Here is a 19,535-nt window from a genome sequence, read left to right on the forward strand (position 1 = left end):
GGAGAATGAATCGTAAATGGTTATTTTGGATTCCTGTATTACTATGGATGGGGATTATTTTCTATTCCTCAGCACAGCCATATAAAAAACAGGATATGCGCTCGGATATTGAGCAATATATAAATGTTGAGTTTGTGAAAGAGCATTTTTCATGGGTATCGATTGATTATGGGGGAGGTACACCTGTTAGTATCGCAAATAAAGGTGTAGGTGGATTTGTTGAGTTTTTCCTTCGTAAAGGTGCTCATTTTATGGTGTTCTTTATGCTCGGTTCATTGACGTATTATGCTTTTCATCGATCGGGTTATTCGAGAAAAAGGTGCTTTGCATACGCCCTCCTTTTCGTTGCGGGGTATGCAACATTTGATGAAATTCATCAATGGTTTACGGGAGACCGTACACCGATGTGGCAAGATTCATTGCTTGATACGTGCGGCGGGTTAACAGGAATTATAATAAGCAATTGGTTTTGGCATAGAAAAAGGAGCTAATCTCATTTAGAGATTTGCTCCTTTTTGATTTACACGCCAAGTAATTCTTTTAGTTCGTCGGTTGATAGTTCGGTCATCCAACTATCGCTTGTAATGACGGCGTTGTTTAATGATTGTTTTCGTTCTAACATTTCATCAATTTTCTCTTCAAGTGTTCCCGTTGTAATAAGCTTATGAACGTGAACGAAGCGTTTTTGACCGATGCGATAAGCACGGTCTGTTGCTTGGTTTTCTACAGCTGGATTCCACCAACGGTCATAGTGAATGACATGGTTGGCAGCAGTTAAGTTTAATCCTGTTCCGCCGGCCTTTAATGATAAGATGAAGATGTCATACGTTCCGTTTTGGAACTGCTCAATCATCTTGTCACGTTCTTTCTTCGGCACGCTTCCGTTTAAGAAGAGGACGCGCTGACCGAATGTTTCTTCTAACATACTTTTTAGCATGTTCCCCATGCCAATGTATTGAGTGAAGATTAAGCAACTTTCATTTTGGTCTTTTATATTTTGGATGAGCTCCATTACCGTTTTTGTTTTCATAGAACGCTCGACGATGTTTTGTGGTTCTTCTTCTTTCAAATAAAGTGCTGGATGGTTACAAATTTGTTTTAGCTTGTTCAGCATTAGTAGTATAAAGCCGCGGCGCTCAATTCCGCTTAATCCTTCTACATTTTGTAATGTATCTTGAACAAGTTGTTCGTATAAGGAAGCCTGTTCACCAGTTAGTGGGCAGTAAGCTTTCTGTTCTTGTTTATCTGGTAAATTTAATGCGACTGCTTGATCTTTCTTCGTACGACGCAGTAAAAACGGCGAGATAAATCGTTGAACTTGCTGGATTTTTCCTTCATCGCGGTCCTTTTCGATCGGTGTGACGAAGCGGCGCTGGAATTGTCCTAAGCTTCCAAGATACCCATGATTGATAAAGTCGAAAATAGACCAAAGCTCAGCAAGTCGGTTTTCCATCGGTGTACCGGTCAAAGCAATTTTATGATTTGCTTGCAAGTTTCTTACTGCTTTCGACTGTTTCGTATGTGGATTTTTTATATTTTGTGCTTCGTCTAAAATAACAGCGTCCCAGCATAACGTACTAAGTTCTTCTTCATCAAGCTGAGCTAATGCATAAGAAGTTAATACGACATCTGCTGATTGAAGAAAGTCTTTAAATGATTCTTCTTTAGCACGGTTGCTTCCATAGTGTAATTGAACACGTAAGTTTGGTGCGAAACGCTCAAATTCTTTTTGCCAATTTCCAAGAACTGATGTTGGTGCCACAATTAATGCAGGACCTGTTTGGAGATTGTTTTCTTTAGCGTATAGTAAGTAAGTTATCGTTTGAATACTTTTTCCGAGTCCCATATCATCGGCTAATAATGCTCCAAATCCAAGCTTTCGTAAGTATAGCAACCATTCAATACCGTGTTGTTGATACGGGCGGAGTGTTGCTTGTAGCGAAGATGGTACATCTACTTTTGGAATATCTCCAATGTGCAGAAGTTTTTGGAAGAGCTCTTCATAATATCCATCTAGTTCAATTTCAATATCGCTAAACGGACTATCATCTTCTACAATTTCTGTTTCTGCCGAGCTAGATAAATGTTGCTGCAACACGTCTTTCATTTCAAGTCCATATTTATCGGCACGGTGCATTAGTTTTTTTACTTCTTCAATAAAGGCAGGATCAAGTCTCATCCATTGACCATTTAAATTGAAAAGACGTTTGTTCTGCTCAACGAGTTCGAAAAATTCGCTTTCTGATAAATCAATTCCGTCCGTTGAAATGCGCCAGTCGAAATTAACGAGCGTATTCATGCCGAAGAAAGACTGTGTTTGTGCTGTACTTTGCTTCAGCTGAACGCGTAACCTCGGTTTTGTTGCTTTTAAATTTTGCCACCATGATGGTAGTAAAATTGTAATGCCTGCTGCGAGTAATTCATTACTTGCTTCGGTTAAGAAGTTCCAAGCTTCCGTTTCAAAGAGTTCTTCTCGGAACTTGTCGTCCTCTTTTAGCCACGGTACGAGCTTACTGAATCCTTCTTGTGTTTCAAGAATACGTTCTTCGTAATCGTGCCATCGTTTTGGTAAGGAATCGATACTTTCATATACATATATGCGATGTGCACCACGTTTTGGTGTAACGATTGTTTCGAGCTTCCACATTTCAAGTTCTTCTTGCGGTTCTTGTAGTCTTAAGCCGACTGTAAATGGAAGATCATCTTCAATGTAACCAATTTTTCGAAGCCAATCTTCTTCATGTAGTGCTGCTTCCAATTGCCTTTTCGTAAAGTCGTAATGTTCATATAGTCTCTTTGCATCTTCCCATCCGTCATTTGAGCGGGCATCTTGCAAAATACTTTCGTTCACAGCGGCAGAGAAAAGAGATGCCAACATGTCATCTTCAATTGAGGTATTCTGAACTTTCCAAGATGGCTGCTGAGACCAATACTTCATGTCAGGTGTGAAACTGCCGCTGACGAAAGCGTCCCATAATTCACTTGCGTCCTTTGTAAGCGCCGTAATAGGACCGTTCATTTGCATATTTGCAAATGAATTCATTGGTTTATTTGCGATGTATTCAAATGCCTGGGCATTCGTTAACATAACGCCTTGTTTTCCCTCATATGTTGCTTCTTTTAAAAACGTTCCGTAGAAAGAAGTAGAGTGCCATGCGAATGCATTTTTTTTCCAAGTTGCTACGGGTAAGAGCGTACCGCTATCATCTTCTCCCCAAAGGAACCAACCTTGACTAACGTGCTGGAGCCTAATTGTTACTTCAGTTTGTATGATCATCGATTAATTTTCCTCTCCGTAATTCTTCTTGTAGTGCACGCAGACGTGAATATAAGTTAGCGATATGAATAATGAAAGCATCCCATTCATCAGTTCGCTTTAGTCGTTTATAAAGCATACGTAATTTCTTTAAGTAACGAACGGCACGTTTATATGATTTGCGATTTCGCTCTTCAATTGCTTCCATTGCGGCATGGTGATAAAGAGGAAGTGCTGCTTCGGGTGCTTCTTTTTCAATATCTTTCAATGGTTCTTTCAAAAGTTCGATTACTTCGAATCCATATAAGAGCTGAAGTTCCGTCCATGCATGGTATTGTTTCTTCGCTAGTACGTATTGCTCATAGTTCGTGAAACTATACGGTAATAGTTCTTGCAAAATCATTTCTAATCCCGCTTGTTCATTCGTATGCGTTGCAGATGTCTCATACATCATCACGAATAATCGAACGATATCTTGTATGAAGACGGTATTCTCTTGTTCCATTATCGTTTCCTTTACTTGTTTATACGTAAAGGAAAGCCAGCTTTTAGCACGGTCCCATTGCATCGCACTTAATAATTCTTCTAACCAATAGAAGTAAAGGCTCACAACAGAAGCAGGCTGTTTTTTGAGTAATTCCATTGCCGATAAATCTTCATTATTTAAAAAGAGCAGATGAGAAGATGCTAATGCTTTGGAAAGTGGATTGATTTTAGTATCGATTCGTTTTTCTTCTTCTTGTAGCTGCTCTTCTGTTCTTAACAATTCACCCCATACGTGACGATAAATGAAGAATCGCTCTTGTGTATAGGCATCGGTAGAGAAGAACACTTCATGTATGAGCCGCGCTGTTTCTTGTAAAATCGGTTTGGATTCTTCTGGAATCGCTTCTGTTTTTAGGTCCCTAACGGTAGATTCAACTTTATCAACGAATAGGCGAACGACGTTAACTGGTTGGTGATAAGAATATAGTTTGTTTGCTTCAAATTCTTGAATTTCTTCTAATAATTTTTGAAAGCAATAAAGTGCCGCGTGCAACTTAAATAATTCATGAATAGCGACGATGCGCGGAGCTTTCCGTTCTAATTTTGTATAGAAGTCTGTAAAAAGACTCATAAGAAAATACATTTGTTTATAAGTGAGCCGCGCTTGTTCTTTTTTAAATGATTCATATTCATTTTCAAAGTATGTTTGCCAACTTTTATAATCCATTTCTTCAAAAGCTGATGATTGCAATACTTGTCGTGCAGTTCGAATAGGAGGAAGAGAAGGTTTTGTATTATTTTTGAATAAAGTTAATACATCTCCTACCTGCCCAAAACTAGAAGCTGCAGATAGTAACACAGCAAGCATATGCTCACATTGCGTTGGCGCGAAGCAATCGCAATAGCTTTCCGTGACATTACGAATCGGGATGTGAACGCTATATACACTTCCTTCAGCATTTACAGTTCCGGATAGCGTATAGCCATCAAAGTCAACGTTATAGACAACACCACTACGATATAGGTGCCGAGCTGTAGCGACATGCTCCTGATCAGCTACTTGCTGCGGGTCAAGCCCTTGAACGAACTCATTCGCAATCATCATAATTTCATCTTTCGTAATTGAATGTTGCAGCATAATATTCCTCCGTACACAGATTTCTTTCCTTTACCATTATAAACAAAAAATGCTCAAAACAGAAAAAATGAAATTCTAATTACACAATTAGAAAATCATGGTAATATATATAATGTTAATTTTACATATTACTATATATTTATAGGGGGAGAAAGCATTTGTCAGATTTACAGACGAAATTAGGTAGTGGAATGAATAAGTTACAAGAGGGAATAGAACAAGGAAAGCAGAAGTTGCAAATTGCACAAGAAATTGCTCAGTTGAAAAAAGGAATGCAAGTGCAAATGCAGAAAAAAACAGAAGTTTTATTAGAGCTTGGACAACAGGTATATGTTCAACTAAGAGGAAACGGAGTAAATGAAGCGAGTTTAAAAGAAGTGATTGCTCCAATTCAGGAGTTTGATGTTGCTATTTATCAAGCAAGAAAACGAATAGTTGAATTGCAAAAACAACAAGGCGAGAAAGCTACTTGTGAATGTGGTGGGTCTTTATCAATAAATGATAAGTTCTGTGGTTCATGTGGAAATCCTAACCCGATGTTAGCGGTAGAAAGTAATAGTGAGAAGGAAAATTGTAATACATGTAATGAGTATATTGATAAAAACTCTACTTACTGCCCGGTTTGTGGAATTAAGCAAAGTGGGGAGTGAATAGGATGTATTGTCGCACGTGTGGAAAACAACATGGTGAAGAAGTGAATTATTGTCCTAATGAAGGAAGTATGGAGATTGCGGGGGCAGTAGATACAGTAACGTTAGAGCAAGATACTGCTAAATATTGTAGAGGTTGCGGTAATGAAAATGCTCAGCAAAATGTATATTGTCAAAAGTGTGGGCATTCTTTATTTGTTGTTAAGCAAAAAGAACAACTGGTAAAATTACCTACGATGGATAGTGCTCCTAAAGTTGCATTTACGGCAGATAAAGCAACTTTAAAAACAGGTTTAATTGGTGGGGCTATTGCAAGTGTTCTCATGTTAGTTGCTGGTTGGATTGGAAGTTTATTATTTGCTTCTATATTAAGTGAGATGTTTAGCAATCTTACGAAAGAGCTGGAAATGCTACCAAGCTTCTATGCAAGTGCAACTTCTACATTATTAAATTATCATTTGCTTGGTTTTACAGCCGGTGATGATAGTGGATTGATGTTATCTTTATCTTGGCATACTCCATTTGTTTTATTATTAATTGTTCCATTCATTATTTTAGCTGGTACAGGAATATGGTTAGGGAAACAACGTGTTGCGAAGACGATTAAGGATCAAGTCTTTGTAGCAGCAACAGTCGGTATTGTATATGGAGTATTTTTACTTATTATAAGCTTTGTAGCATCACAATCTTTTGCAATTCCATTCTCAGATGCAGGTAAGATAACAGTTGGTTATCCAGCTATAAAGAGCTTCCTAAGTGGTTTTGTATGTGGAACGTTATTCACTTTAGTAGGATTTATTGTTCATACAAGTAAAAACAATATGGCAGCAGCGGTTCAAGAGTTAATGCCATATGGGGCATCTATTTATTATGGGATTTCAGCTATGATAAAAGGACTTTTAGTGACAGCCGTAGTAACGTGTATTTTAGCTATGGCGTTAGTAAGTAACGAAGACAGTATTGAACCGTTAAAAGAAATGAAAGCTTCAAAAACGCAAGGTGCATTATTAGCACTAGAATTAACACCTCAATTATGGAGTATGGCTCATTTTTCTCCGTTAGAAGTATCAAGTCCAGCATTTGATCGTGAATTGAAAGGAATTAGTAAGAAATCATCGGATAACAAAATGGCCTTTTCATTCGTATCAGGCATTTCTGTAAATGGGCTTGGGATGAAGGATATAGTGATTGCACAAGGAGGAACACAGGAAGACATTGCTGAGGTTGATGAAGTAAATAGCAGCTTCCATTATGGTTTATTATTACTTGTGATCCCGTTATTCTTTATGTTTAGAGCAGGTAGGAAATTAGCAGGATTACCGACTACTAATATGTACATTACACTAGCGGTATGCAGCGGTTCTTACACAATTATGATGATTGTAATGAACATAATTTCTAAGTTCCAAATTGATGTGTCTGGAAATGTAATGAATGTATTCGGAGCGAGCGGTACTGTATTATCTATGCAAAATTCATTTGTATATTTAACTTTGTTTAGTTTTATTGTGACATATGTAGCGGCATTTGTTGGAATGAAATTAGCGAAAAAGTAGGGGGAGAGCATATTGAAGTTTTGTGGAACATGCAATAAACAAGTTGCAGATCATTTGAACTTTTGTCCTGATTGCGGAAGTAAAGTAGAAGAAATTGCTGATCAAACAGCTTCTTCTCATTCAGAAATGCGGAGAGAAACAAAGCCAGTGAAAAGTAAGAAAAACATGTTTTTACTTATAGGTTTTGTCATTGTTTTTGCTATTTTGTTTGGCGCATATAAATTCGGTGCAAGCAAGTTTTCGAAGGAAAAGCAAGTAAATGCAATGATCGAAGCATTCCAAAATAAAGATGTGAATGCAATCGATGAGATTTTGAAAGTAGACGATCCAACCTTAAAGGTTAAGACAGAAGATATTAAGGCGTATATCCGTTATTTAAAAGAGAATCCTTCTTATAATAAAGAACTGTTATCATATTTGCAAAGAGAGACAGTAGATCAAAAGTTAGCAAGTGATAAAGCATCTTTTAAAGATGGGAAAATTGTAGAAGACGGAAAAGAGTGGTTCTTATATCCGAAGTATAAGTTCAGCATGAAATCGTACTACATGAGTGTTAGCACAACTGCAAAGAATGCTGAAATATATGTGAATGATAAAAAAGAAACAGAGCTTTCTAGTGATAAAACTTCGAAAGAATTAGGTCCATACTTCCCGGGTACTTATGTTGTAAAGGCAAAGGCGAAGACGGAGCTTGCTGAATTAGAGACAGAAAAAGAAGTAGATTTAGCAGATGAAAAGAATGGGACAGTAGAAGTGAATTTATCACTTGAAGGAAATTATGTAACCATTTCGTCTGATGAAAACGATGCAACTGTATTTGTTAATGGCAAGAAACGCGGAAAGTTAACTTACGGAAGTTATAAACTTGGTCCTGTACCGACGGATGAAACGGTAGAAGTACATTTAGAGAAAAACGCTGAATTTGGTGTGATGAAATCTGAAAGTATTAAAGTTGGAGATCAAAGTACATATTACTTAAATTTCCCAAAAGAAGCTTCTAGTTCAGCGGTTGGGGATTTTGTACAAAATCATATTTATAATAACGTACGTGCAATTGCATTAAACGATTTTAGTTTAATTGAAAATGATTATGATAAGAGCGGGAAATCGTATAAGGAAGACCGTGATTACTTACAATATCTACAGAAAAAAGGAATTACAGAAGATTTATTGACAATGAATATCCGTAATGTAGAACGTCAAAGTGCGACGAAATATAAAGTAACGACATATGAAGAATATCATATTCGTTACGGTGACGGCTCTGTAAAATTCAAGAGCTTTAATAATGATCATATCGTTACTGTTAATGGAAATGGAAAGATATTGTACCATTCTCTTGCAGCGAATAATACGCTGAAATCAGAGGAAGTATCTGGTCCGACTCGTTAACATAAAAAAGACTATCTCTTGTAATTGAGATAGTCTTTTTTCGATTAGAAGCGCGCTTCCTTTAATATCGCTTGTACATATGGATCATTTAATATTTGTTCTATGAGCGGTAGCATTTCTTGCTCGAATGGAATATCAATAGGGAATGGCTTTTGAGATCCTGGTTTTATTCCGTATTGTACGAATTTGTAATGTGTATTTTCTTCAGACTTGAGCACAATTAATTTATAGCGATTGTCATCGTTTGTTAGTGAGAAGTCAATTGCGATTGCATCATATGTTACATCATCTTTATATATGTACGGTTTTGGTGTACCGACCCAGTCTACTTTTGCTTGTACATTCATGGACATATAACCTCCTTATAGCTATTATAAAAAAATAAAAGCCAGCTCTCAACAAAGAGAACCGGCTTTAGCAGTCATTGGTTATTTTAAAATTTTCACTTTAACAGTTTTGCGTCCCCATTTGTTAGCAGCGCTATCTGATCCAAGTAGAATGTCGATACGGTTACCTTTAATTGCACCGCCAGTATCACCAGCGATTGCTTCTCCATAACCTTCTACCCATACTTTAGATCCTAATGGGATTACTTTCGGGTCAACAGCGATCATTTTCATGTTTGGGTTCGCTGTTAGGTCATGACCCATTGCAGTTAATACACGTCCGCCGTATGTGCCACCATTTTCGCTCGGATGAGCTGTATATGCTGTAGCTACAACTGTTAACTCACGACCACTAGATGGTTCGTTAGTTTCAGCAGCTTTCACAGCAGGCTTAGCAGCTGGTTTTGATGCCACAGGTGCTGTTTTAGCTGGTGCTGCAGCTAAGATAGGAGCAGGCGTTTCTTGTTTCTCAATAACAGGTGCTGTACCTGTTAAGAAAGGAACATGAACATAAGCCGTTTTCCCGTTATATTCAAATTGTAACCACTCATTTTGTACTTGGTTCGTTGTTTCGATCATATCGTCTTTCTTAAGCGTTCCAAGAATTTCTGAGTTTGTGTTCGCTTCAGCACGTACATTTAATACGTTAGCTGTTACATAGTAAGAGTTCTTTGTAAACTCTGCACTTACGAATGCGTCTTTACCATCTAATTTGATTTGTGACCATCCGTTTTCTGTATTTAGAACATCTAATTTATGACCATTCTGTAATTTACCGACAACTTTTGATTCAGTAGTAGGGTTTTCTCGTACGTTTAGTACGTCTGTTTTTACAACAGTTTCTGCGTTAGCAGATGCGGTGAAAATCCCAAGACCAAAAACTGCTGCTGTTGCTATTCCAATTAATTTTTTCATGATAGCCTCCATTGCGTTTGTTTTCGTGTCCTCATTATAGCAACAGATTTTTTCGGATTTTGGGAAAACACACAATTACAAACCATTCGTAATAAGTCGTTAACACTTTGTAACATAGCAGGAAATGAAGGAAAGCGTTTTTCACTCCGTATTTTTAGTAGGTTTATAGTTATAGTCAAAATTTTTAATACAACATGTTTTTTTCAATGAAGCTAAAAATGTTACAAGGGTGTTACATGATGATTACCATACGACTACATTCCTTGAGTATTTTGCCGTTTTATGGGTAAAATAGTTATATAAACATAAACATCTCGTTTGTGAATTTATAAACATGCGCTATATACTAGCAAAAACCCGCATAATTGTTACAAGAAGAAAGGGTTGTAAAGAATAAATCTGCCCTTTTTTAAAACTGTAACACATCCTTTTTGGGGAAAACCTCTTCCCATCCGCATTTTTCTCGCACAATTTGACAGCAGTATTTCTACCTTGTAGCTCTTGCAGAGTGAAAAGGTTGTACGGAAAGGTAAGGCTGTCCATAAGAACTCTAATTGGTGAAGGCAAAACTAAGAGAGCCGAAAGAAAATCACCGCAAAACTATGGTTTTCTATCCGATTTAACACATCGGAATTCATGATATTTACAAGAAATGAAACATACGAAGGGGGATTTGATGAGGAAACTGACGAAAACATTTATTGTCTCATTAACATTATGTATTGCATTTACACTTTGGGGGATTATTCCCGAATCTATTATTGGAAAAGGTAGCTTAGGAAATGTAACGACTGCAATTCAAGCTGCGTTAGTTAGTAAGTTTGGATGGTTCTATATTATTTCCGTTTCTATTTTCTTAGGAATTGCTATCTTCTTAATTGTTTCTAAGTACGGTTCGATTCGTTTAGGTAAAGATGATGATGAACCTGATTATAGTTATATGACATGGTTTGCTATGTTATTTAGTGCCGGTATGGGAATCGGTTTGGTTTTCTGGGGCGTTGCAGAACCGTTGAACCATTTATACACACCTCCGTTTGGAGAGGGTGCGACTGAAGAGAGTGCACGTCTTGCACTTCGTTTCTCATTTTTCCATTGGGGCTTACATCCATGGGGATTATATGCACTTGTAGCATTATGTATTGCGTATTTTACATTTAGAAAAGGAAGGGCAAGTACAATTAGTGCGGCAGTTGGTCCGCTATTTAAGGGCGGTGAACATGGCCGTATTGCCCGTATGTTTGATGTTTTAGCTGTATTTGCGACTGTTTTTGGCGTGGCAACTTCATTAGGACTTGGGGCGAAGCAAATTGCAGGTGGTGTTAGTTATTTAACATCTATTCCAAATACGCTTACGACACAGTTAGTTATTATCGCGATTGTAACAGTTCTTTATATGTTATCTGCACAAACGGGACTCGACAAAGGAATTAAATATTTAAGTAATGCGAATATTATTTTAGCGTTTGCACTTATGATAATTGTATTATTTGCAGGTCCAACGAATTTTATTATGAATTACTTTACTTCGACAATCGGTTCATATATTCAGGAATTGCCAAGTATGAGTTTCCGCTTAAGTCCATTAAATGAAGGTGGAAATCAGTGGATTCAGTCATGGACAATTTTCTACTGGGCATGGTGGATTGCATGGTCACCATTTGTAGGTACGTTTATTGCTCGTGTGTCACGCGGGCGTACAATTCGTGAATTCGTTATTGGTGTGTTACTCGTACCAACAGTAATTGGTGCGCTTTGGTTCTCTGTTTTCGGAGGAACAGGTATTCACATGGAATTGTTCGATGGAGCGAATATATATGGCCAAATTAAAGAAATGGGCACAGAAGTAGGATTGTTTGCTATGTTAGACCAAATGGGTGGCATGGGACCGGCTTTATCTGTCCTAGCTATTTTACTTATTTCAACATTCTTTATTACATCGGCAGATTCTGCTACGTTTGTCCTAGGGATGTTAACGACACATGGTAGTTTAAACCCACCAAATCGCATTAAAATGGTTTGGGGTATTGTTTTAGCAGTAATAGCTTCGACCTTATTGTATGTCGGTGGATTAGAGGCACTGCAAACTGCGTCGATTATTGCGGCATTCCCATTTGTATTTGTTATTTTCTTTATGATTGCAGCACTATTTAAAGAGTTGCAAAAAGAAGGGCGTATGAAACAAGATAAAGTGAAACTATAATCAGTGGGAGTTTTACTGCCCGTTAATATGGGATAAATAATAGAAGGAAAGGGGCTGGTTTTATGTCAGCTCCTTTTTTGATGTAAATATTAGGAAAAGTGTGGATAGCTGTAGTTTAAAAAAGAAAAATCGATATGGTTCGACAATATCCGATATTTTACACATTATATTCATATTTTTGACAAAAATATGTCGGAAATGTGTTGTCACTTTTATGTATATGTGCTATATTATTTCCTGTAAGCGATTTCAAATAGTTTTAAAGCGCATTCAAGGGGGACATCTAGAATAATGAAACGTTACGAAAGAAAGTGGAAGCATATTTGTTTGAAACGTGTGGCACATCGAAATGTCCAAGAAAGCACGGAACCAAAGACTGAAACTCGTAAAGAGCATCAAGAGAAGCAATTGGTTCTACAAAAATAGCAATCACTTTTTCGTATATAAATGAAGTTCGATCGTTCGTTGGGGGATGGACGTGAAATAACTTTCAGCTAAGGGGTATTGTCTGATATATAGTATTACGGTAAAAAATAAGCACAGAGCATACGGCGCTCTGTGCTTATTTTTTAATGAAATCTATTTTTCTTTTTTAAATCGTACTGTTTTATCCCAACCAATTACTTGTTTCTTGCTCTTTGCACGTAAGTAAAGAATGAGACTGCGAATAAACAAATACGTAAAGAGCTGTGCGTACGTAAAGTACATAATGACGCTTATGAAAATATTGGTCGGTGTAAAGGTTCGTTCGACGCTCTGGGCACTAAATAATTGAGAAACATATGTAATATATGCGACATACCACATAAATAGTAATGGAATGCTATATTGAATTTGGAATATCCCGAGCAGTCCAATTATAAACCAAACGTTTGAAATGATTAGAAATAGCCAAAATACGACATACACTAAAACTTGTTGTAAGGAATGAACGAGAAGTTTCCCTTTAAAAAAGCTTAATGAAGAAAACATTTTTTCTAAAATGTATAAGTTTCCTTGAAGCCAACGTGTCCGCTGTTTAATAAGAATTTTTAAATGTTCAGGTTCTTGTTCCCATGTAATCGATTCCGGGACGATTGGTAAGAGATAGCCCTTTTGGGTAATTCTTAATGTTAATTCGGCATCCTCTGCAATTGCATAAGGATCATAGCCGCCAAGTTCTTCTAATGCGGAACGACGAAGAAGCATGTTTGTTCCGGTTAGTGAACCTGTTTGGAATAATAGCCAGCGTCCAGATTGCATAAGGAGCTGGAAAATCTGAAATTCTAATGAAATCATTCGTGTAAGCCAATTTCTTTTCTCATTTACTGTACGAACGTGTCCGACTGCTCCAACGGCATCTTGGGTGGTTTCAGCATGTTCTACGAGCATTCGCAGTGCATGTGGTTCAGGTTGATTATCTGCATCGTAAACACAGAAATATTCACCATCCGAAATGCTAAGGCCGTAATTTAATACACGCGATTTTCCTTTCGGCTCGCCAGGTGGTACACGAATGTGATGAATATGAGCATAAGCTTTGCCGAAGTCATCGCCAATTTCAGGTGTTTCATCTTGAGAGTTATCGTTTAATAAATAAACGTTTAGTTTGCCTGGGTATTCAATCTTTGCCATTGCTTCTAATGTATCTTTAATAACAACCCCTTCATTATGGGCAGGTATTAAAATATCTACACTTGGATAATGTTCTAGCGTACGATCTTTTCGTTTACTATTTCGATGAATTAGGCCCGCAATTGTTAAGAAAGAGTAATAAACGAGTAAACCAGAGAATAGAAAGGCGGTAAAAATCAATACATATTTAATTGAAAATGTGATGCTGATCCAGAAAACAAGTACACAAAACAAAATAAATAAAAGAAGCATAACGAGTGTCATCATAATGTGATATGTCCTTTTGTGTTGATTTGTTCTCGTTTTATTTTAATATCTTGAATTGCTTCAGCAGCAAGCCATTGCTCCATTTTTGGATGTAGACGGTTCATTACAATGTCAGCACCGGCTTCATTTGTATTTTGTAATAAAATGACTAATGTGTTGCTGTCATATTCAGCAGCAAGGTCAAAGTCAGTTCTGACTGTATCAACTAATAATGAAGCTACACGATCCATGACACTTTCCTTTGTATATTTACTAAAGGAAGTGAAATCAAAGAAAATGATAATGCCTGTTTCATTACGACGATTCATCGCAGTTGTTAATAAAGCTTGTCGTCTTTCGAATTCTTGTCTTGTTAATAATTTTGATTCTCCAATGTATTGCTCAAGCACTCTCACCCGTTCAGTTAACTCTTTATTTTTAAAGATAACCTTTTTTAATAGATGGGTTGAAATATAAACAATGAAGAAGTTAGCTGCCATCAGGAAGTGGGTAATAATATATTCCCATTGATCTAATGTACTCCATAAGTGAAGCCACGCTTGATAAAATAAATAGAATACTGAAATGATTGTTCCTAGTATGAAGAAAATAAATGCTATTTTATCAGCTAAAAATAGGAATAGTACATTTATGATGACATATATAATTGTAAAAATGAGCGCGTGCTCATATTTCGTCACATGTACAGTAGTAAAATAAAATAAAATTTGTAAAATCCACATAGAGAGGACTTTATAGGACTTGTCTTTCACGAAACTTTCCTCCTTAAAGATAATTCGCGTGGGATATTTGTAGTATGCACAATTATTAAGAAATGGACCATGTAGCTGGAAGTCTTTTTGGACGAGATACATCAAGTAGTATCCCTCTTTCACAAGAAAAAATAAACAGACATACTAATTATTGTAACGTATTGTCTATACATCTAGACGTAAAGAGTTTAATATATATAAAAATTATATTTAGAGTATATAAAAAAACCTCCTCTTTAAAAAGAGGAGGTTTTATATAAAATTATAGGAACATCATACCTGCAACTGCTGCGTTTAAGAAGTTCGCTAGTGTACCAGCGATAACTGCTTTAATCCCTAATTGTGCAATTTGTTTACGGCGAGTAGGAGCTAATGTTCCTGTTACACCTAATTGAATTGCGATAGAAGAGAAGTTTGCAAAGCCACAGATTGCGAATGTTAAAATCATATTTGTTTTTGCAGAGAACTCTGCCATGTGTGGTCCTAAGTTTGCATATGCAACGAATTCGTTGATTGCAAGTTTTTGACCGATGAAACTTGCTGCTTGTATGGCTTCGTTTGGAGAAACCCCGATTAAGATTGCAAATGGTGATAGTAAGTAACCGAAGATTAAATCAAGGCTAAGTTTAATATCGAACAAAGAACCAATCAACCCTAATAGGCCATTTAATAAAGCGATTAATGCGATGAAAGCCATTAACATTGCCGCTACGTTAATAACAAGTTGTATACCTTCAGATGCACCGCGTGCAGCTGCATCGATAACGTTTGCGTCTTCACGCTCTGTTGAAAGTTGAACATTATTATCTACTTTTTCTGTTTCTGGCATAATTAGTTTTGCAATTAATAAACTTGATGGAGCTGCCATAATTGCTGCTGCTAATAAATGCTCTAACGGAATGCCCATCGCTGCATAGCCGACAAGAACTGATCCGGCAACAGCTGTCATACCACTTACCATAATAGTGAAGAACTCACTGTTAGTTAAACGTGCTAAGTATGGTTTAATTAAAATTGGTGCTTCTGTTTGTCCTAAAAATACAGTCGTTACTGCATTTAAGCTTTCTGCCTTAGAAGTTCCAAGAAGTTTGCTTAATGCACCACCAATGATACTAACAAATTTCTGCATAATACCTAAGTAATATAAGATTGCTACTAATGAACTAATAAATACAATTGGAAGTAGTGCTTGAATAACGAAGATAAATCCCCAAGGTCCTTTTGCGTTGACTAAATCCCCAGCAACGAATCTAATTCCCTCGTAAGAAAAATTAATTAATCCTTGAACGCCGTCAGCAGCAACTTTTAAGCCTGCTTTTCCAGCATCCCATCGTAATACGATAAATGAAAATGTCATTTGTAATGCTAGCGCGATTAAAATTGTGCGCCAATTAATAGCTTTGCGGTTGGAAGATAGTAAGAAAGCAATTGCTAATACTCCAATCACGCCGCCAATTCCCCATAAAATATTCATGCAGTGCATGCTCCTTCCTCATAGTAAAAAAGTGTATAAACCAGTTGTCTATACTTTTGCGAATATAACATCTTAAGTAATTTATCATAATGGACATCGGAGGTCAAACGTCTAACGAAAAGTTTAAATAAAAAGAAAATTCTTTGAAAAAACACATATAAAATGAATAGACATGAAATAGGTTATGTTTTTTGTGGAAATATATTCATTATGATAACGTTTTGGACAATTTTTGTGGAATATAGTGTATGAAATAGGAGAATGAACGCATAATTTTTTCATAGAAAGAGAATAAGAGGAGATATTTATTGAAACCTTTAAAAAAAGAGCCTTCTAGTAATCTAGAAGGCTCTGAAACTATCACTTAAGGTGCTTTCGTATACCCTAAGAAATGACTTTTCCAATAAGAGTTGCTTAATGAAGCGATTGCTACACCTTTATCTCCAGATTGGATAAATGATCCGCCACCAAGGTAGATACCCATGTGAGAAGGACCTGCTTTATAAGTGTCTTTGAAATAAATTAAGTCTCCAGGTTGTGGACTTGAAATTTGTGGTAAGCTGCTCCAATATCCAGCAACACTTTGACGGCTAATGTTATGACCAAATTTCTTAAATACGTGGTAGATGTAACCACTGCAGTCAACGCCGTTAGCAGAAGTACCGCCCCAAACGTATGGTACGCCTTGCATAGATTTCGCGTATGCAAGTAGAGAAGAACTGTCACCGCTATTATTAGTGTTATTGTTATTGTTATTATTATTTTGATTGTTATTTTGGTTGTCGTTAGGCTTATTATCTACTGCGCCACCAACTGGTGTTTTAGATAGGAAACGTGTTCCGATGTAACCAGTTTGACCGTTGTAGTTAATTTTGCTCCATCCAGAGTTTTCAGAGATTACTTGAACCTTCTGTCCTTGTGGAAGTGCGCCTATGATTCTATAATTTGTACCTTCGCCGCTACGTACATTTAGTGCAGAAGCATTAATGTAGTAGTCACCAATTGCACCTTGGTTAGGCTGTTCAGGTTGTTTCGGTTGTTCAGGAGTAGCAGTGCCACCTTTAACGAATTTTACAAATTCGCTACTAACATAGCCTGTTTTTCCTTGGTAGTTTACTTTAAACCAGCCGTTTTCAGATCCAACTACGTTTAATGTTGTACCATTTAACACGCCGCCAATTACACTATGGTAAGCAGCAGGGCCTGTACGAACACGTAGAGATGTTGCGTTAACGACGTAAGTACCACCAGTTTGAACAGTTCCATTATTATTTTGCTCTTGGTTGTTACCTTGAGTAACGTTTTCGTTAGAGCCGCCTTTTGTTACGTAGTCTTTGCTTAAGTAAGCTGTTTGTCCTGCGTAATTGATTTTGAACCAATCTTGAACTTCGCCTACAACTTGTACTACTTGTCCTTGTTTAACAGAACCTACAGTTGGATGAGAAGTGCTAGGACCTGTACGAACGCGAAGGGAAGACACATTTACTGTATAGTTTCCGCTTGCTGGTTGAACAGTTGCTTCATTGTTACTATTGTTGTTATTGCTTGTAGAGCCAGTATTTGAAGAAGCGCCTGATACAAATTGGCTACTAACATAGCCAGTTTGTCCGTTATGGTTGATTTTCACCCAACCATTTTCTTCTCCAATTACGTTTAAAGTTTGTCCTTCATATACACGTCCTGAAACAGAACTAGAAGTGTTAGGAGCTGTACGTACACGTAATACATCAGCAGTAACTTTATTGTTTCCACCTGTACTTACATTGTTATTTGTTTTTGCACCATTTTTTGATACAAATTCGCCACTAACATAGCCTGTTTGACCATTCTGGTTAATTTTGAACCAACCATTTTCTTCTCCAATTACGTTTAATGACTGACCATTATAAACGCGAGAGATGATGTCGTGAGAAGTACTTGATCCTGCACGAACATGTAATACGCTAGTATTCACCGTATACGATGAACTGTTTGATGCGGAAGCTTGGACAGCTTGTGTAGCAGCTTTTTGTGTATTTTGTTCAGGGGCAGCTTGAACACTATCAAGTGTAGGAGCTGCTCCTCCTGCTACAGACACTGCCGCAAGACCGGCAAGGTATTTTTTCATAATTTGTCGATTCCTTTCTGTCTGTAATGTAGTGAAGAAATATTTACCAACTGTTAAAAATTCTAAAGAGCATGTCGATTACTGTCAAGACTTATGCGGGAATCTGAATATGACAAAAAGATTACAAAAAAAAATCAAGGCATAAATTCACACCTTGATTTCCATTTAAATACATATATTTGTTGTAGAAAGAGAGGCGATTATTCGTATTTAAGAAGATGAAATGTTGGATTTTAAAAGGCTTTGAGAAAATGACTTTTGTAGTAATTTGGTGATAGGCCCAACTTGCCCATCTTGAATCGCAGTTCCATCAAGGTGGGTCATCGGTAAAATCTCAATAGTCGTTCCTGTGAAGAAGCATTCATCTGCGTTATAAACATCGCGAATGCTGAAAAGCTCTTCTTTTACAGGAAGTTGAAGAGTGTTAGCTAAAGAAAGGACGTACTGACGAATAATTCCGTTTAAAATAAGGTGATTGGCTGGATGCGTATACAGTGTTCCATTTTTTATGAGAAAGAAGTTAGAGTGGCTACCTTCAGTTACAATACCATTTCGTACGAGAAGTGCTTCTTTACAACCTTTGCGCTCAGCTTTCGTATAAGCTAATACATTTGGTAATAAATTTAGCGATTTAATATCACAGCGGAGCCAGCGTGTATCAGGTTCTGATATAGCACGTACACCGTATTCAATCCATAAAGATGGTCTTTCTTTTTTTGAAATATAAGCATAGATTGTCGGAGATGTGTCATATGAGAATGCATGTGCTCGAGCTTGTACACCACGAGATACTTGTAAGTAAATTGTTCCGTCTTCGTGGAAATTATTGTTTTCAATTAATTTGTAGAGTAAGATGATGAGTTCGGCTTTTGAGAAAGGAAGTGATAATTCTATTTCTTCCATGGATCGATATAATCTTGTTAAATGTGGGTCTAATAAGTGAAAGTTTCCGTTATAAAGGCGAATAACTTCATAGACACCATCGCCAAATTGTAAACCTCTTTCTTCAAGTTCTATGTACGCGCGATGTTTTGTTGTATCAATAACTGCATCATTCCATAGTACAAATCTTTCGTATGCCAATTTTCGTCCCATCCTTTCGTGAGTACATAAATAAAGTGAAACTTTAATTAGTGGGGGTTTTTGTTTATCCTCCACTGATTATTAGCCCACATCAATCGGGCTTTTACGGGCAACAAGGCTCCCACTTAAATTCTTTGCTTCACGGCAGAATTTTGAGGCGGGAGTCTTACTGCATACAAATAGCGGGATAAAAATCACTATAGTTACTTTTATGTTGGCGGTTCTCTACATATGACGTATATGTAGAGTAGTAGTG

General features: G+C 37.0%; 15 protein-coding genes. 6 read left to right on the plus strand and 9 right to left on the minus strand.

Features of this window, described 5'->3' with window-relative positions; genetic code table 11:
* Window positions 1-5 precede the first annotated feature (5 nt).
* Window positions 6-491 (plus strand): VanZ family protein, encoded by a 486-nt coding sequence (locus tag FT637_RS13860; protein ID WP_002068432.1) that lies wholly within the window; start codon window positions 6-8, stop codon window positions 489-491.
* A 29-nt stretch (window positions 492-520) separates the two neighbouring features.
* Here FT637_RS13860 and FT637_RS13865 read toward each other — a convergent pair whose 3' ends face one another.
* Together FT637_RS13865 and FT637_RS13870 are read right to left on the minus strand one after the other, a co-directional pair.
* Window positions 521-3,277: a DEAD/DEAH box helicase gene (locus tag FT637_RS13865; protein WP_193646800.1), complete on the minus strand. Its 2,757-nt coding sequence runs from the start codon at window positions 3,275-3,277 to the stop codon at window positions 521-523.
* Complete coding sequence (locus FT637_RS13870) at window positions 3,261-4,880, minus strand: SWIM zinc finger family protein (protein ID WP_193646801.1); 1,620 nt, start codon at window positions 4,878-4,880, stop codon at window positions 3,261-3,263. The genes FT637_RS13865 and FT637_RS13870 overlap by 17 nt, the downstream gene beginning before the upstream one ends.
* Window positions 4,881-5,038: 158 nt before the next feature.
* On the opposite strand from FT637_RS13870, the gene FT637_RS13875 reads away from it, so the two are divergent.
* The 3 genes from FT637_RS13875 to FT637_RS13885 are packed head-to-tail and all read left to right on the plus strand — an operon-like array spanning window position 5,039 to window position 8,478.
* Window positions 5,039-5,530: a zinc ribbon domain-containing protein gene (locus tag FT637_RS13875; protein WP_193646802.1), complete on the plus strand. Its 492-nt coding sequence runs from the start codon at window positions 5,039-5,041 to the stop codon at window positions 5,528-5,530.
* 5 nt (window positions 5,531-5,535) lie between these two features.
* Entirely contained in the window at window positions 5,536-7,086 is a 1,551-nt protein-coding gene (locus tag FT637_RS13880; RefSeq protein ID WP_193646803.1) for a zinc ribbon domain-containing protein, read from the plus strand.
* A gap of 12 nt (window positions 7,087-7,098) precedes the next feature.
* Window positions 7,099-8,478, plus strand: a complete 1,380-nt coding sequence (locus FT637_RS13885) for a zinc ribbon domain-containing protein (protein WP_193646804.1) — start codon at window positions 7,099-7,101, stop codon at window positions 8,476-8,478.
* A 44-nt stretch (window positions 8,479-8,522) separates the two neighbouring features.
* Here FT637_RS13885 and FT637_RS13890 read toward each other — a convergent pair whose 3' ends face one another.
* Together FT637_RS13890 and FT637_RS13895 are read right to left on the minus strand one after the other, a co-directional pair.
* Entirely contained in the window at window positions 8,523-8,825 is a 303-nt protein-coding gene (locus FT637_RS13890; protein ID WP_193646805.1) for a DUF3910 family protein, read from the minus strand.
* Between the two features lie 81 nt (window positions 8,826-8,906).
* Entirely contained in the window at window positions 8,907-9,779 is an 873-nt protein-coding gene (locus FT637_RS13895) for a cell wall-binding protein EntA (RefSeq protein WP_264675737.1), read from the minus strand.
* A gap of 676 nt (window positions 9,780-10,455) precedes the next feature.
* Here FT637_RS13895 and FT637_RS13900 point away from each other — a divergent pair.
* Entirely contained in the window at window positions 10,456-11,982 is a 1,527-nt protein-coding gene (locus FT637_RS13900; protein WP_193646807.1) for a glycine betaine transporter OpuD, read from the plus strand.
* 291 nt (window positions 11,983-12,273) lie between these two features.
* A complete protein-coding gene (locus FT637_RS30320) occupies window positions 12,274-12,408 on the plus strand; it encodes a hypothetical protein (RefSeq protein ID WP_002123916.1) in 135 nt (44 codons plus the stop codon).
* A 153-nt stretch (window positions 12,409-12,561) separates the two neighbouring features.
* Here the strand turns inward: FT637_RS30320 and FT637_RS13905 are convergent, their stop codons facing one another.
* From FT637_RS13905 to FT637_RS13925, 5 genes are all read right to left on the minus strand, one after another.
* The gene (locus FT637_RS13905; RefSeq protein WP_193646808.1) at window positions 12,562-13,863 is read right to left on the minus strand and encodes a glycosyltransferase family 2 protein; all 1,302 of its coding nucleotides are present in this window, start codon (window positions 13,861-13,863) and stop codon (window positions 12,562-12,564) included.
* On the minus strand, window positions 13,860-14,615 hold the full coding sequence (locus FT637_RS13910) for a diguanylate cyclase domain-containing protein (protein ID WP_193646809.1): 756 nt from the start codon (window positions 14,613-14,615) through the stop codon (window positions 13,860-13,862). Before FT637_RS13910 ends, FT637_RS13905 begins: the two co-directional genes overlap by 4 nt.
* Window positions 14,616-14,877: 262 nt before the next feature.
* Window positions 14,878-16,089 carry a NupC/NupG family nucleoside CNT transporter gene (locus FT637_RS13915; protein WP_193646810.1) on the minus strand — a complete coding sequence of 404 codons (1,212 nt, stop codon included), beginning with the start codon at window positions 16,087-16,089 and terminating at the stop codon, window positions 14,878-14,880.
* 364 nt (window positions 16,090-16,453) lie between these two features.
* Window positions 16,454-18,196: an SH3 domain-containing protein gene (locus FT637_RS13920; protein ID WP_193646811.1), complete on the minus strand. Its 1,743-nt coding sequence runs from the start codon at window positions 18,194-18,196 to the stop codon at window positions 16,454-16,456.
* Between the two features lie 210 nt (window positions 18,197-18,406).
* Window positions 18,407-19,291 carry a D-amino-acid transaminase gene (locus tag FT637_RS13925; RefSeq protein ID WP_193646812.1) on the minus strand — a complete coding sequence of 295 codons (885 nt, stop codon included), beginning with the start codon at window positions 19,289-19,291 and terminating at the stop codon, window positions 18,407-18,409.
* Window positions 19,292-19,535 lie beyond the last annotated feature (244 nt).

Origin of the sequence: Bacillus cereus (assembly GCF_015071065.1) — a bacterium.
GTDB classification, from domain to species: domain Bacteria; phylum Bacillota; class Bacilli; order Bacillales; family Bacillaceae_G; genus Bacillus_A; species Bacillus_A cereus_BA.